This is a genomic window from Gallaecimonas sp. GXIMD4217 (assembly GCF_038087665.1).
Taxonomy (GTDB): domain Bacteria; phylum Pseudomonadota; class Gammaproteobacteria; order Enterobacterales; family Gallaecimonadaceae; genus Gallaecimonas.
On sequence record NZ_CP149925.1, the window covers coordinates 2915942 to 2931472 of the forward strand.

At 68.3% G+C, this 15531-nt stretch carries 10 protein-coding genes; 3 read left to right on the top strand and 7 right to left on the bottom strand.

Going from position 1 to position 15531, the window contains the following annotated elements; genetic code table 11:
• Positions 1-10: 10 nt before the first annotated feature.
• Together argB and argC are read right to left on the bottom strand one after the other, a co-directional pair.
• Complete coding sequence (gene argB / locus WDB71_RS14180; protein ID WP_341502248.1) at positions 11-772, bottom strand: acetylglutamate kinase; 762 nt, start codon at positions 770-772, stop codon at positions 11-13.
• Positions 772-1788, bottom strand: coding sequence for an N-acetyl-gamma-glutamyl-phosphate reductase (gene argC, locus WDB71_RS14185; RefSeq protein ID WP_341502249.1), 1017 nt, complete (start codon positions 1786-1788; stop codon positions 772-774). The genes argB and argC overlap by 1 nt, the downstream gene beginning before the upstream one ends.
• A 220-nt stretch (positions 1789-2008) precedes the next feature.
• On the opposite strand from argC, the gene argE reads away from it, so the two are divergent.
• From argE to WDB71_RS14200, 3 genes are all read left to right on the top strand, one after another.
• Positions 2009-3151 (top strand): acetylornithine deacetylase, encoded by a 1143-nt coding sequence (gene argE, locus WDB71_RS14190; protein WP_341502250.1) that lies wholly within the window; start codon positions 2009-2011, stop codon positions 3149-3151.
• 83 nt (positions 3152-3234) lie between these two features.
• On the top strand, positions 3235-5847 hold the full coding sequence (ppc, locus tag WDB71_RS14195) for a phosphoenolpyruvate carboxylase (RefSeq protein ID WP_341502251.1): 2613 nt from the start codon (positions 3235-3237) through the stop codon (positions 5845-5847).
• A 61-nt stretch (positions 5848-5908) separates the two neighbouring features.
• Positions 5909-7558, top strand: a complete 1650-nt coding sequence (locus WDB71_RS14200) for an EAL domain-containing protein (protein ID WP_341502252.1) — start codon at positions 5909-5911, stop codon at positions 7556-7558.
• A 244-nt stretch (positions 7559-7802) separates the two neighbouring features.
• On the opposite strand, the gene metF is transcribed toward WDB71_RS14200, so the two are convergent.
• From metF to WDB71_RS14225, 5 genes are all read right to left on the bottom strand, one after another.
• Positions 7803-8705: a methylenetetrahydrofolate reductase gene (gene metF, locus WDB71_RS14205; RefSeq protein ID WP_341502253.1), complete on the bottom strand. Its 903-nt coding sequence runs from the start codon at positions 8703-8705 to the stop codon at positions 7803-7805.
• A 10-nt stretch (positions 8706-8715) separates the two neighbouring features.
• Positions 8716-10974, bottom strand: coding sequence for a 5-methyltetrahydropteroyltriglutamate--homocysteine S-methyltransferase (metE, locus tag WDB71_RS14210; RefSeq protein ID WP_341502254.1), 2259 nt, complete (start codon positions 10972-10974; stop codon positions 8716-8718).
• A 156-nt stretch (positions 10975-11130) separates the two neighbouring features.
• The gene (gene metL / locus WDB71_RS14215; protein WP_341502255.1) at positions 11131-13362 is read right to left on the bottom strand and encodes a bifunctional aspartate kinase/homoserine dehydrogenase II; all 2232 of its coding nucleotides are present in this window, start codon (positions 13360-13362) and stop codon (positions 11131-11133) included.
• The gene (metB, locus tag WDB71_RS14220) at positions 13355-14518 is read right to left on the bottom strand and encodes a cystathionine gamma-synthase (RefSeq protein WP_341502256.1); all 1164 of its coding nucleotides are present in this window, start codon (positions 14516-14518) and stop codon (positions 13355-13357) included. Before metB ends, metL begins: the two co-directional genes overlap by 8 nt.
• Positions 14475-15485 (bottom strand): alpha/beta fold hydrolase, encoded by a 1011-nt coding sequence (locus WDB71_RS14225; RefSeq protein WP_341502257.1) that lies wholly within the window; start codon positions 15483-15485, stop codon positions 14475-14477. The genes metB and WDB71_RS14225 overlap by 44 nt, the downstream gene beginning before the upstream one ends.
• Positions 15486-15531 lie beyond the last annotated feature (46 nt).

Below are 15531 nucleotides of genomic sequence, written 5' to 3' on the forward strand. Positions count from 1 at the left end.
TTGGTCTCTCTCATGCGCTGATCAGGGTGCCGAAGGGGCTGTCGCCACAGGCCATGGCCTGGAGCTGGTGGGGCTGGCGCCAGCTGGCCAGGCGCACGCCCTGCCCCAGGGTCTTGGCCGCGTCCAGGGCCGCCTCCACCTTGACCACCATGCCGCCGCTGATGACGCTCTGGGCCTTGAGGCTGGCAATGGCCTGGCCGTCGAGCCGAGGCAGCAGCTGGCCCTTGCCGTCCAGCACACCGGTGACGTCGGTGAGCAGCAGCAGATCGGCCTGCAGCAGCTCGGCCACCTTCACCGCCGCCTCGTCGGCGTTGATGTTGAGCAGCTTGCCTTCAGCATCGGCGCTGATGGAGCTGACGAAGGGCACGAAGCCGCCGTCCAGCATCAGGGTCAGGGGCGCCGGGTTGCCGCCGACCAGCTTGCCGACCGCGCCCCAGTCCTCGCCCAGGGGCTCGGCCTGGGCGATACCGTCCGCCAGGGACAGGCCGATGGGCTCCAGGCCCAGGCTCCTGGCCTTGGCCACCAGCTTCTTGTTGACCTCGCCGGCCAGGGTGCCCGCCACCAGCGGCAGGGACTGCTCGCAGGTGATGCGCTTGCCGTTCTTTTTCTGGGGCTCAATGCCGGCCTGCTTGAGCACCTCGTCCACCCGGCGGCCGCCGCCGTGGACCAGCACCCAGGGGCGGGGCAGCTCATTGAGGGCCAGCAGCAGCTTCTCGAGCACGGGGATGGCGTCCAGGGCACTGCCGCCCAGTTTTACGACCAAGGGTTTCATCAGGCCTCCCAGGCCGGTCCGGGCACCGGCGTCAGCTGAAAATCAAAGTGAATGTTTATGCACTCAAGGGCCTGACTGGCAGCGCCCTTGAGCAGGTTGTCGATGGCGCTGACCACCAGCAGCAGCTGTTTGTCGGGATCCAGGGCCCAGCCAAGCTGGGCATAGGGGCTGTGGGCCACCGCCTTGACCGACGGGGTCTGCTGCTTGAGGTCGCCGCTCAGCAGGATGCTGGCATGGCCGCCGTAGGCCGCCTCGAACACCTCGCTTGCCTGCTCCTGGGCCAGTCCGCCAGTCACGGGCACGGCCATGGTGGCCAGGATGCCCCGCTCGAAGGCGCCCAGGTGGGGGGTGAACAGGGTGCTTTGGCCCAGGTGCTGATCGATCTCCGGCTGGTGCCTGTGGCCCAGGACGCCGTAGGGTTTGAGACTGACCTCGCAAAAGGCGTTGCCGGCGGTGGCCTTGCGACCGGCACCGCTGACGCCGCTGACGGCGTTGATGATGGGCAGGCCCTGGATCAGCCCGGCCCGGGCCAGGGGCTTGAGGCCAAGCAGGGCGGCGGTGGGGTAACAGCCCGGTGCGGCGATGAGCCGGCTTTCCCTGATGGCGGCGTCGTTCCAGCCGACCAGGCCGTAGACGGCGCTGTCCAGCAGTTCGGGAGCCTGGTGCGCAAAGCCGTAATGCAGAGGGTAGAGGTCTGCCGGCAGCCGGAAGGCACCAGACAGATCGACGATCAGGGCCTGGCTCTGCGCCATCAGCAGCGGCACCAGCTCGCTGGAGGCCTGGTGCGGCGTGGCCAGCAGGATCACGTGGGCCTTCCAGGCGGCGCTGAGGATGGCGTCCAGCTGGCCGTCTTCGATGACGCCCTGGCCGCAGCCCAGGGGCAGGGCCTCGCCGGTATGCTGGCCGCCGGGGGAGCCGAAGACCTGGGTCAACCGCAGCTGGGGATGGCGGGCGACCAGCTTGCACAATTCCTGCCCGGTGTAGCCGGCGCCGCCGATAATGAGGGTGTTCAACATGTCTGACTGCTCTCGTTCAATTTCAACCTGGGCAGTCAGCGACCTGTTGGCGTGCCTGCCCCCGGGGCAGGCACAGGGCCTCCCGGACTCAGTGGGGGGTGGTACGAGATCGTCGCAGAGAGACCTTAAACATTTTTATTCACCAAAAGTGGATTTCAATTCAGATGTGCGTAGACTAGCCACTGCTGATTTTTGATGCAACTCTTTTGAGAAATTATTCATGAAAAAGATCCCCGGCCTGACCGAGATGTACCGTCGCCTGCTCAGCCTGCCCTCCATATCCGCCACGGATCCGGCCCTGGACACCGGCAACAAGGCGGTGATCCTGCAACTGGCGGACTGGTGCGAAAGCCTGGGGTTCGAGGTGCAGTTGCAACCGCTGGGGCCCAACAAGCTCAACCTCTGGGCGGAGCTCGGCAGTGGCGACGGCGGCCTGTTGCTGGCCGGTCACGCCGATACCGTGCCCTTCGACGAGGAACGCTGGCACAAGGATCCGCTCAATCTCACCGAAGCGGATGGTCGCTGGTACGGCCTGGGCAGTGCCGACATGAAGGGCTTCTTCGCCATCGTGCTGGCGGCCCTGGCCGAACTGGATCTGACCAGGCTCAAGGCGCCGCTGCGCATCGCCGCCACCGCCGATGAGGAAACCACCATGGAGGGGGCCAGGCAGCTGGCCAACGCCAGACCCTTCAGCCCGGCCCTGACCCTGGTCGGCGAGCCCACCGAACTCAAGCCCATTGGCCGCCACAAGGGTCATGTCAGCGCCGCCATCCGCATCACCGGCCAGAGCGGCCATTCCTCGGATCCGGGCCTGGGCCTCAACGCCCTGGAGTTGATGCACCAGGTGATGGGCGAGCTGCTGGCGCTCAAGGCATCGCTTGCCGAACGCCACCGGGATCCCCTGTTCGAGGTGCCCATGCCGACCCTGAACCTGGGTCACATCCACGGCGGCGACAATGCCAACCGCATCTGTGGCTGCTGCGAGCTGCACCTGGACATCCGTCCCCTGCCGGGCATGGGCATCACCGAACTGGAAGGCCTGATCGATCGAGCCCTGGCGCCAGTGCGTGAAAGGCACCCCGGGGCCATAAGCTGGCAGCACCTGCACACCCCCTGCCCGCCCTTCGTCAGCGAGCCGGGTCCCTGGCAGGCGGCGGTGAGCCGACAGTGCGGGCAACCCGTCGGCGCCGCCAACTACGCCACAGAAGCGCCCTTCTACCACCAGCTCGGCGGCGAGGTGCTGGTGCTGGGCCCCGGCTCCATCCGCCAGGCCCACCAGAGCGACGAGTACATCGAATTGAGCCAGCTGAAACCGGCCATGGCCCTGGTACAGACCATGGTCAAGGCGCTCTGCCTCCCGTAACATGGGCCAGGCTGTTGAATTTTAAAGCGATGGGAGTACGCCTTGAACCTGGCTCCCTGCCCAAGGCTACTAAGGAGATTGGTATGAACGACAGTTACAGCCCCCTGAAGCGCCAGGTGCACATGCTCGGCGACATGCTGGGCCAGACCATCAAGGACGACCAGGGCCAGGCCTGCCTGGACCGCATCGAGGACATCCGCCAGCTGGCCAAGGCGGCCCGGGGCGGCGATCGCCAGCGCCGGGACGAGCTGCTCGAGACCCTCAGCTCCCTCTCCGACGACGAGCTGCTGCCGGTGGCCCGGGCCTTCAGCCAGTTCCTCAACCTGGCCAACATCGCCGAGCAGTACCACAGCGTGTCACGCAGCCAGCACCAGCAGGACCCCATTGGCCAGCTGCTGGCCAAGCTGGGCGATGCCGAGAAGGCCCGCCTGCCCCAGGTGCTGGCCGAGCTGGACATCGAGCTGGTGCTCACCGCCCACCCCACCGAGGTGACCCGCCGTACCCTGATCCGCAAGTACGCCGAGCTCAACCACTGCCTGCACGAGCTGGAGAACACGGCGCTCAGCCACTGGGAACAGCAGCAGTGCCTGAACCGGCTGCGCCAGCTCATCGCCCAGGCCTGGCATACCGATGAAATTCGCCATTCCCGCCCCACCCCGGTCGACGAGGCCAAGTGGGGCTTCGCCACAGTGGAGCACAGCCTCTGGCAGGCCCTGCCGCTGTTCCTGCGCCAGCTCGGCGACAAGCTGGAAGCCGGCTGCGACCTCCGGCTGCCGGTGGACTGGCGGCCGGTGCGCTTCGCCTCCTGGATGGGCGGCGACCGCGACGGCAATCCCTTCGTCACCGCCCAGGTCACCGAGCGGGTGATGCTGCTGTCGCGCTGGACGGCGGCGGATCTCTATCTGCGCGATCTGGCGCCGCTGATCTCCGAGCTGTCCATGACCTGCTGCAACGACCAGGTCCGGGCCCTGGCAGGTGACGCCGCCGAACCCTACCGGCAGGTGCTGCGCGGCCTGCGCACCAGGCTGCACAACACCCTGGCCCATATCGAGGCCAGGCTGAAGGGCGAGACCGCCGAGGTGGGCGAGTACCTTTGGGAAGATGACGAGCTGCTGACGCCGGTGCAGGCCCTGTACGACTCCCTGCACCAGACCGGCATGGATCTCATCGCCGACGGCGCCCTCAAGGATCTGCTGCAGCGCATCCACTGCTTCGGCCTGACCCTGGTGCGCCTGGACATCCGCCAGGACGCCCAGCGCCACCAGGACGCCGTCGCCGAGATCGTCGCCGCCCTGGAGCTGGGCGATTACCACGGCTGGAGCGAGCAGCAGCGCCAGGCCTTCCTGCTTGAAGAGCTGGCCAGCAAGCGGCCGCTGCTGCCCCGGCATTGGCAGCCCAGCCCGGATGTCCAGGAGGTGCTGGACACCTGCGCCGTCATCGCCCGCCAGCCGAAAAGCGCCCTGGGCACCTATGTGATCTCCATGGCCTCCAGGCCCTCGGACGTGCTGGCGGTGGCGCTGCTGCTGCAGGAAGCCGGTGTCGACTGGCCCATGCCCATAGCGCCGCTGTTCGAGACCCTGGACGACCTCAACAACGCCGCAGACGTCATCGACAGCCTGCTGGCCATTCCCTGGTACCGGGACTACGTGGGCGGCCGCCAGGAGGTGATGATCGGCTATTCGGATTCGGCCAAGGACGCCGGCGTCATCGCCGCGGCCTGGGCCCAGTACCGGGCCCAGGAAGCCCTGGTGGCCATCGGTCGCAAGGAAGGCATCGCCATCCGCCTGTTCCACGGCCGGGGCGGCTCCATCGGCCGCGGCGGCGGCCCGGCCCATGCCGGCATCCTTTCCCAGCCGCCGGGCTCGGTGAACGCCGGCCTGAGGGTCACGGAGCAGGGCGAGATGATCCGCTTCAAGTTCGGCCTGCCGGCCCTGGCCGTGAACAGCCTCAACCTCTACACGGCGGCGGTGCTGGAGGCCAGGCTGCTGCCGCCGCCCCCGCCCCAGCCCCAGTGGCGCCAGGTCATGGACCAGCTGGCCGAGGACGCCTGCAACTGCTATCGCCGCATCGTCCGAGAGGCGCCGGACTTCGTGCCCTACTTCCGGGCCGCCACCCCCGAGCAGGAGCTGGGCGCCCTGCCGCTCGGCAGCAGGCCCACCAAGCGCCGTCCCGAAGGCGGCGTGGAATCGCTGCGGGCCATTCCCTGGATCTTCGCCTGGACCCAGAACCGGCTGATGCTGCCGGCCTGGCTGGGCTCCGGCGAGGCGCTGCGCCTGGCCATAGAGCGCGGCCAGCAGGACGAGCTGGAAAGCCTCTACGAGCACTGGCCCTTCTTCAAGGCCCGCCTGGACATGCTAGAGATGGTCTACATGAAGGCCGACACCGAGTTGGCCGCCTACTACGAGCAGCGCCTGGTGCCAAACGAGCTGTGGCCCCTGGGCAAGCAGCTGCGGGCCCTGCTGCGCGAAGGTATCCACACCCTGCTGACCCTGTCCAAGGAAGACAGCCTGATGGACAAGGAGCCCTGGATCCAGGAGTCCATCCGGCTGCGCAATCCCTACACGGATCCCCTCAACATACTGCAGGCGGAGCTGCTGAGGCGGGCCCGCCAGCAGGCCGAGCTGCCCAAGCCGGTGGAGCGGGCCTTGATGGTGACCATAGCCGGCATCGCCGCCGGCATGCGCAACACAGGTTAACAACTTGTGAACAGTTGGGCGGGCCGTTATAAAGGGGAAAAGGTTTTGCTTGATAACGGCCATGCCCCAGTCCGCCAGACAACTCAGGACCGCCTTCCTCCTCGCCATGGCGGTGGTGTTGCCCGCCTTCGCGGTGCACCTGCTGGTGAGCCTGGACGGCATCCGCCAGGAGCGGCAGCAGCAGGTGGCCAGCGACCTGGATGGCCGCCTGGACCGCATCAACGGCCTGCTGGCGAAGATCAACCAGTCCCTGGACAACCTCGGTCATATCGGCAGCGACTGCAGTGCGGACGATCTGCATCAGATGCGCTCCGTCACCTTCGAGCTGCCCCAGGTGGCCGAGGTGGGCCTCGCCACCAGGGACGGCCATCTGATCTGCACCAGCTGGGGAGCCATCGCCGAGCCCATCAAGGTCATGCCGCCGCCCCAGGACAATCCCAATCTGCGCCATTTCGGCCCGGTCAACGTGGAGTTCATGGGCCGCAATGCCCTGGTGATCGCCAAGACCAGGCCGGACGGCAGCGAGATAAACATGCTGCTGCCGCTGGTGGTGCTGAACGAGATCCTGGCCAACAAGGGCCATGACAGCGGCTACCTGGCCCTGATCCACAGCGACAGCCGGGTGCCCGTCGCCCTCAACGGCCGCTATACCAGGCCCCTGGCAGCCGGCCGGGGGGAATACGACAGCCGCTTCCAGTACCAGGGCCGCTTCGACGACGGCCAGTCCCGCTTCCTGCTGTCACGCACCCTGCCGGTGCTGCCGGGCCTGAGCCTGGTCTATTCCCTGCCCTGCGACCGGCTCTACGCCGGTATCTACCGGCAGGCCCTGGCCAGGCTGGCGCCCTATGGCATAGCCCTGCTGCTGTCGACCCTGGTGTTCTACCTGGTGCTGCACTGGAACCGCCACACCGGCCAGGATCTGGCCAGGGCCTTCAGGCGCGGCGAGTTCCTGCCCTATTACCAGCCGCTGCTGGATCTGCAGCAGCGCCAGGTCAAGGGCGTGGAGGTGCTGCTGCGCTGGCAGAAGGGGGCCGAGCTGGTGCCGCCCTCGGTGTTCATCCCCGAGGCCGAGCGCAGCGGCCAGATCCGGCCCATCACCCTGTGGCTGATCGAACAGGTGTTCAAGGAGCTGGCCCCGGCCCTGAAAAACCGGGAGCGCTTCGCCGTCCATATCAATATCAGCCACCAGCACCTGGCCTCCAACGACTTCGTGCAGGCACTGATGCTCTACCTGGCGGCAAACCCCAACCATGGCCGGCAGCTGGTGCTGGAGATCACCGAACACGACATGCTGGAAGTGGAGGCGCCGCTGATCCAGGCCGCCATCAACGGCCTCAAGAGCCTGGGGGTGCGCTTCGCCATCGACGACTTCGGCACCGGCTACTGCGGCCTCAGCTACCTGGGCTCACTGCCGGTGGACTGCCTGAAGATAGACCGCAGCTTCATCGCCTCCATCGGCACCGACTCCCTCAACACCCCGGTGCTGGACGCCATCATCGACCTGGCCGCCCGACTGCACCTGGAGCTGTTGGCCGAAGGGGTGGAAACCCACCAGCAGGAGCAGAGCCTGCTCGGCCGGGGCGTGCACCAGTTCCAGGGCTGGCTCTATGCCAGGGCCGAGCCCATAGAGGCCCACCTGGCCACCCTCGAGCGCCTGGATCTGCAGCTGGACGGCGACAAGATCGTGCCCCTTGGCCGCAAGGCCCAGTAGAAAATAGCTGCCGTAAGGCCCAATAAGGAAAAAGGCGCCCAGGGGCGCCTTTTCTCATTAATCGACGACAGGGCTACATCAGCACACCGCCGCCAAGGCAGGCCTGACACCTGCCGGGAACAGCACAGATGCCATCAGCCAACCGCCGCCAATGCCGGGTGAACGCCTGCCGGGAACAGGGCAGATGGCTCAGCCGACGGCCGCCAAGGCAGGCCTGACACCTGCCGGGAACAGGGCAGATGGCTCAGCCGACGGCCGCCAAGGCGGGTCTCACCCCCAAGGTATGGCAGATGGCATAGCTGAGCTCGGCCCGGTTCAGGGTGTAGAAGTGGAAGTCCCGCACCCCTTCGCGCTGCAGCACCTTGACCATGTCGATGGCCACCGAGGCGCCCACCAGGGAGCGGGTGGTGGGGTCGTCGTCCAGGCCGTCGTAGAGGCGGTGCAGCCAGGGCGGCACCGACACCCTGGTCATCTCGGCGAACCTCTGCAGCTGCCGGAAGTTGGTCACCGGCAGTATGCCGGGCACGATCTCCGCCTCTATGCCGGTGGCCACGCAGCGGTCACGAAAGCGCAGGTAGGCCTCCACGTCGAAGAAGAACTGGGTGATGGCGCGGCTGGCGCCGGCCTCCACCTTGCGCTTGAGGTTGAGCAGATCGAACTGGGCGTTGGGGGCCTCCGGGTGCACCTCCGGATAGGCGGCCACCGAGATGTCGAAGTCCGCCTCTTCCCTGAGGATGCGCACCAGATCCAGGCCATAGAGGCTGGTGTAGTCGCGGCCGGGCTGGCGGTCACCGCGCAGCGCCACTATGTGGCGGATGCCGCTTTGCCAGTAGTCCCGGGCAATGGCCCGCAGCTCCTCTTCCGGGGTGTCGATACAGGTCAGGTGCGGCGCGGCGGTAAGGCCGGTGCGGTCGCGGATCTGCTTGATGACGCCATGGGTGCGCTGACGGGACTCCTCGCTGTGGCCGTAGGTCACCGACACGAACTTGGGTGCCAGGGGCGCCAGGCGCCCCAGGGTCTGCCAGAGGGAGGCCTCCGCCTCGGCGCTGCCGGGTGGGAAGAACTCGAAGGAGACGCTGATGTCCGGCCCCAGGGAAGCCAGGGACTGGTTGATGAGCTCCAGATGCTGGGCGTGACTCAAAGCCATTGTCGTTCTCCTAGGCGGCCTGGCGCAGCTGCCGCGCCGCCTTGACCAGGTTTTCCAGGGCCGGGCGCACTTCCTCCCAGCCGCGGGTCTTCAGGCCGCAGTCCGGGTTCACCCAGAGGCGGTCGGCGGGGATGTAGGCGCTGGCCCGTTCGATGAGGGCCACCATCTCGTCCACCGAGGGGATGCGCGGCGAATGGATGTCGTAGACACCGGGGCCGAGCTCGTTCGGGTAGGCGTAGGCCCGGAACACGTCCAGCAGCTCGGCGGCGGAACGGGAGGTCTCTATGGTGATCACGTCCGCGTCCAGGTCGGCGATGGACTCGATGATGGCGTTGAACTCGGCGTAACACATGTGGGTGTGGATCTGGGTGCTGTCCTTCACACCACTGGCGGCCAGGCGGAAGCTCTCCACCGCCCAGTCGAAGTAGCGGCCCTGCTGGGCCTTGCGCAGCGGCACCAGCTCCCTGAAGGCGGGCTCGTCGATCTGGATCACCTGGATGCCGGCGGCCTCGAGATCCAGCACCTCGTCGCGCAGGGCCAGGCCAAGCTGCCGGGCTATGGTCTCGGGGGCCAGGTCGTCGCGGGGGAAGGACCAGGCCAAAATGGTCACCGGGCCGGTGAGCATGCCCTTGATGGGCTTGTCGGTGAGGCCCTGGGCGTAGCGGGTCCATTGCACGGTCAAAGGCGCCAGGCGGGACACGTCGCCATAGATGATCGGCGGCTTGACGCAGCGGGAGCCGTAGCTCTGCACCCAGCCGAAGCGGGTGAAGGCGAAGCCGGCCAGCAGCTCACCGAAGTATTCCACCATGTCGTTGCGCTCCGCCTCGCCGTGCACCAGCACGTCCAGGCCCAGCCGTTCCTGTTCGCGCACCACGGTCTCGATCTCGGCGGCGATGGCCTCATGGTACTGGTCGTCGCTCAGGCGCCCGGCCCGCCAGTCCCGGCGCAGGCCACGGATGGCCGGGGTCTGGGGGAAGGAGCCGATGGTGGTGGTGGGGTAAAGGGGCAGCTTGAGGTGCTCGCGCTGCAGGGCGATGCGCTGCCGGTAGGGACTGGTGCGCTGGCTCTGTGCCGGGGTGATGGCGGCCAGGCGTTCGGCCACGGCCGGGTTGTGGATGCGCGGCGACTGGCGGCGGGCGGCCTGGGCGGCGTCGGAGCTGGCCAGCTCGTCGGCGATGCTGTCCGGGCCCTCGTTGAGGCCCCGGCCCAGCAGCTCGATCTCCTCCAGCTTCTGTACGGCGAAGGCCAGCCAGGACTTGAGCTCGTCATCCAGCTGCTCCTCCAGGGCCAGATCCACAGGGCAGTGCAGCAGCGAGCAGGAACTGGCCAGCCAGAGGTTGTCGCCGCGCCGCTCGGCCAGCGGTGCCAGCCCCTCCAGCACCGCCCTGAGATCGGTGCGCCAGATGTTGCGGCCGTCCACCACCCCCAGGGACAGCACCCTGTCGGCCGGCCAGGCGGCGTCCACGGCTGCCAGCTGGCCGCGGCCCGCCACCAGATCCACATGCAGGCCGTCCACCGGCAGCGCCGTCGCCAGGGCCAGGTTGTCCGCCAGGGCGCCGAAGTAGGTGGTCAGCAGCAGCCTGACGCCGCTGCCGGCCAGGGTCTGGTAGGCGTCCACATAGGCTTGGTGCCAGTCGTCGTCGAGATCCTGCACCAGCAGCGGCTCGTCGATCTGCACCCAGGCCACGTCCTCGGCAGCCAGGGCCTCAAGCCAGGCCCGGTACTGGACCAGCAGGGCCGGCAGCAGCGCCAGCCTGTCGCCCTCCCCCTTGCTCAGGTGCAGGAAGCTGACCGGACCCAGCAGCACCGGCTTGGCGTTGACGCCGGCGGCCCTGGCCTCGGCCAGCTGGGCCAGCTGGTCGTCGATATGAAGTTCGAAGCGCTGCTCGGCGGCCAGCTCCGGGACCAGGTAGTGGTAGTTGGTGTCGAACCACTTGGTCATTTCCAGGGCCGGCACGTCGGCGCCGCCCGGGGCGCGGCCGCGGGCCTGGCGGAAGTAGCGGGTCAGGACCGGCTCCTGGGCCTGGAAACGCGCCGGCAGCACGCCCAGGCGCTGGGCGGTGTCCAGCACATGATCGTAGAGGGAGAAATCGCCCACCGGCACCCAGTCCAGGTTGCCCTGGCGCTGCCAGTTGTGGTGGCGGATCTGGCTGGCCACCTGGGCCAGCTCGCCGGCGTCGCTGTCGCCGCGCCAGTAGGATTCCAGGGCGAACTTGAGTTCCCGGCGTCGGCCGATGCGGGGGAAGCCGAGGGAGTGGGTCTGGGCCATGGTTCTCTCCTTGAATTGGATGTTTAGATGTTTAGCCGTCTAAATGGCCATGATAGAGAGAAATGATCGAAGGTCAAGACGGGGATCGAAAAAAGATCGCCGATCCGGCACAAAAAAAGGCCGCTCCATGAGCGGCCTTGCTGGCGGTACTGATGCTCAGGCCAGGGCGGCCAGGCACTGCAGCACGTCGGACTGGACGCCGGCGGCGGTGACCTCGCGGCCCGCCCCAGGTCCCCGGATGATCAGGGGGTTGGCGTCGTAGTAGCGGCTGCGGATGGCAAAGATGTTGTCGCCCGGGGTCAGCTCGGCAAAGGCATGGGCCGGCTCCAGAGCCTCCAGGCCTACCCTGGCCCTAAGACCATCCGGGCCCTGCTCCAGCCTGGCCACGTAGCGCAGCACCCGGCCCTGCTCCCTGGCCTCGGCCAGGGCCCGGGACACGGGGCCGTCCAGTTCGTCTAGCCGCTCGAAGAAGGCCTCCCGGTCGAGCCCGGCCAGCGGCTCCGGCACCAGGCTCTCTACGGTCACGTCGGCCAGCTCCAGGCGCAGCCCCGACTCCCGGGCCAGGATCAGCAGCTTGCGGGCCGCGTCCAGGCCGTTGAGATCGTCCCGGGGATCCGGCTCGGTGATCCCTTCACCATGGGCCTGGCGCACCAGGGTCGAGAAGGGCCTGCTGCCGTCGTATTGCTGGAACAGCCAGCACAGGGTGCCGCTGAAGATCCCGGCCACCCCCAGCACCTGATCGCCGCAGCCGGCCAGATCGCGGATCGCCGACTGCACCGGCAGGCCGGCGCCGACCGTGGTGTTGTAGAACCAGCGCCGGCCGCTCTGGCGCAGCGTCACCTGCAGCTGGTCGAACTGCTCCAGGGGCGCCGAGCCGGCCTGCTTGTTGGCGCTGATCAGGTGCACCCCGGCCGCCAGCCACTGCGGGTAACAGGCCGCCACGGCGGCGCTGGCGGTCAGATCCAGCACCAGCAGGTGGGCGAAGGGCGCCTCCTTGAAGGCGGCCAGCAGGTCGCCGTCCGTCCTGGCCTGGCCACGGCTTGCCAGGGTCTGACGCCACCGGCCGGGCTCTATGCCTTCGCGCAGGAAACAAGCCCGCCTGGAATTGACCAGGCCAAACAGCCGCAGCCGATCGCCGAGCTGGCCGGCGAAGCCGTCCAACCAGCTGCTGCCGATGTTGCCAAGGCCCAGCACCACCACCCCCACCGCGAACAGGCGGTCGTGCAGCTCGGCCAGTTCTTCCAGGGCCGGGGCCTGGCGCACGAAGCAGTAGAGGGCGCTGCCGGCCCTGCCCTGGTGGAAACCCAGCGGTTCATGGTCCTTGGCCAAGGTCTGGAGGCGGCGGCCGGCCGGGCAGTCCCAGTCCAGCTGCTGGCCCACCAGGCCCAGCAGGGTCACCCTTTCCAGCTGATCCGGGATCAGCTCCTGGGGCAGTTCGGTGAAGTAGGCCCTGAGGCCGGCCTGATCCTCCTGCACCGCCAGGGCACTGGCCTGGATGGCGGCCCTTTCGTCGGCGTCCGGCTGTTGCCAGTGGCCGCAGAGGATGTCGGTGCGCCAGGTCAGGCTGCCGGGACAGCGGCCGCCGTGGCCGGTGCCGATGCGGGTACCGGCCTCGAAGGGCGCGAAGCTGGAGCGGATGTGCAGGTGCTGGCGGCTCAGCTCCAGGGCGCTGAGGGTGCGCGGGTGCAGCACCGGCGAGCCCAGCCTGGCCAGCTCGGTGGCCACGGTGCCGGCCAGGTTGGCGATGGCGTAGGCGCCCTCCAGCTGGCCGGGATCGGCGGTGTAGATGCCGGCCACGTCCGTCCACAGGGTCACGGAGGTGGCTTGCAGGCACTGGGCCAGCAGGGCCGCGCTGTAGTCGGAGCCGTTGCGGCCCAGGGTGCGGGTGGCACCGGCGCCGTCGACACCGATAAAGCCGGTCACCACGGTCAGCGCCTGGCCCAGGCACTCCAGCAGCAGGCGCCGGCTCTCGGTGATGTCCGGCAGCAGATCGATGCGCAGCCAGCGCCTGGCATCCAGCCAGTCGCAGCCCAGCAGGGCGCCGAGCAGCCGCGCCGACCAGATCTCGCCGAAGGCCAGCAGCCAGTCCGGATCCCACTCGCCGCTTTTCAGCGCCGCGGCTATGGCCAGCAGATCCTGGTCCAGCAGCTCGGCCAGGGCCAGGCGCTGGGCCGGCTCGGCCACCGCCTGCAGCAGCTGGTGCTGGTAGTCGGCCAGGGCCGACAGGGATGCCGGGGTCAGGGCCAGCAGCAGATCCGTGGTATTGCCGGCGGCCGACACCACCACCAGATCCTGGCGGCCGCCATGGCTGCGCACCAGCTCCGCCACCCGGCGGTAGCAGTCCACGCTGGCCAGGCTGGAGCCGCCAAACTTGTGTACATTACGCATCCCTGGCCTCCAGACAGTGCCAGGCACTGCGCAGATCCTCGATGAGATCGGCCACGTCCTCTATGCCCACCGAGAAGCGCAGCAGGCCGTCGCTGATGCCGGCCCTGGCCCTGGCCTCGGCGCTCATGGCGGCATGGGTCATGGTGGCGGGCACCGCCACCAGGCTCTCCACCCCGCCCAGGGACTCGGCCAGGGAGAAATACTTGAGCTGGGCCAGGAAGTGGCGCAGGCCCTCGGCCGTGGTGTCCAGCTCCACCGAGAACATGGCGCCGAAGCTCTGCTGCTGGCGCCTGGCCAGCTCGTGGCCGGGGTGGCTGGGCAGGCCCGGATAGTGCACCGTCCTGACCCCGGGCTGCTCCACCAGCCAGTCCACCAGCTCCTGGGCGTTGGCCTCGTGGACCTGATAGCGGGCCGAGAGGGTACGCAGCCCCCTCAGGGTCAGGAAGCTGTCGAAGGGGGCGCCGGTCAGGCCCAGGCAGTTGGCCCACCAGGCGTGCTGCTCGGCGTCCTCGGCGGTGCTGGCCACCAGGGCGCCGCCCACCACATCGCTGTGGCCGTTCAGGTACTTGGTGGTGGAATGCAGCACCCAGTCGGCGCCCAGGGCCAGGGGACGCTGGCCAAGGGGCGACAAAAAGGTGTTGTCCACCAGCACCTTGGCGCCCACGGCATGGGCCTGCTCGCAGATGGCCTGCACGTCCACCACCCGCAGCAGGGGGTTGGAGGGGGTTTCGATCCACACCAGCTTGGGCCTTTGTGCCAGGGCCTCGGCCAGGGCGGTGGCGTCGCCCTGATCGATGGACAACAGCCGGAACTGGCCCCTATTGGCCAGGGCGTTGAACAGCCGCCAGGAGCCGCCATAGCAGTCGTGGGGCACCACCAGCAGATCGTCCGGGCCCAGCCCCTGCACCGCCACCGTCACCGCGCCCATGCCGGAGGCGGTGATCACGGCGTCGTGCCCCCCTTCCAGCTCGGCGATGGCCTTGCCCAGCAGATCCCGGGTGGGATTGCCGGAACGGCTGTAGTCGTAGCGGGCCGGCGCATCCGGGGCATGGAAGCGGTAGTTGCTGGACAGGTACAGGGGCGGGACGACGGCGTTGTGTTGATGGTCGCTGTCAATGCCCGCTCGCACGGCGCAGGTGGTCTGGCTGTTGGCCATGGTCTTTCTCCCCAATCAAAAACGATGACAAGACTGGCCCAAAGGCCCGGGTCTCCTTGATGAATCCGTCGTGGCCGTATTTGGACGGCCAGATCTCCAGGCCCCGGCAGCGGGGCAGTTGTTCGGCCAGTTCGGCCAGCAGCCAGGGCGGCACCAGTTGGTCGCTGTCCAGGCCCAGTACCAGGCAGGGGCAGTGGATCCGGTGCGGATCCAGCCGGTGCTCGTCTATGGCCTGGCCCAACCGGCTCAGTACCTGGCCGTCATGGCGCTCGGCGAACCGCTGGCCGCGGGACAGCACATAGTCCAGGGCGGCCTGGGGCGTCTCGGCGAAGCGCTCGTCGAACTCCCTGGCGCAGCGGTAGCTGCACATGGCCAAGGCCCGGGCCAGGGCCACCCCAAGGGCGGGGTCGCCGGCCTGCTCACCCAGCGCCAGCACCTGGCGCTGCAGGCCCCGCCAGGCGGCACCCAGCCGGTGGCTGCGGTGGGCACCGGCGATCAGCACCAGCCGTTCGACCAGCTCGGGGCTGTGCCTGGCCAGCTCCAGGGCCACCATGGCGCCGAAGGAGGCGCCGATGACGGCGTCGAGACGGGTGACATTGAGCCTTTCCAGCAGCAGGGCGATGGCCAGGGCCTGATCGGCCACCGCCAGGGGGCCGGGCGCCGGGCTGGACTCGCCAACGCCGCCCAGGTAGTCCAGGGTCAGCACCCTGAAGCGCGCCAGATCCAGGCCATGGTCGAACAGGCCCTGCCACCAGCCGCTGCCGTCGGCACGCCAGGCGAAGCGGTCGGCACTGATCCCCCCCAACACCAGCACCACGGGCGCGCCAGCCTTGCCCTGCCAGCGGTAGGCCAGCTGCCAGCTGGCCAGGCGGTCACCGCTGGCCAGGGCCAGGGGGGTCTGCCAGCGGCTGATGCCGCAGACCGCGGCCCGGGCGCTGTCGTCTTGATGCAGGCGATGAATGGTCATGGGTTCCTCCACTGAAGATGGACAAACCTTAAATTTAATCCATCTG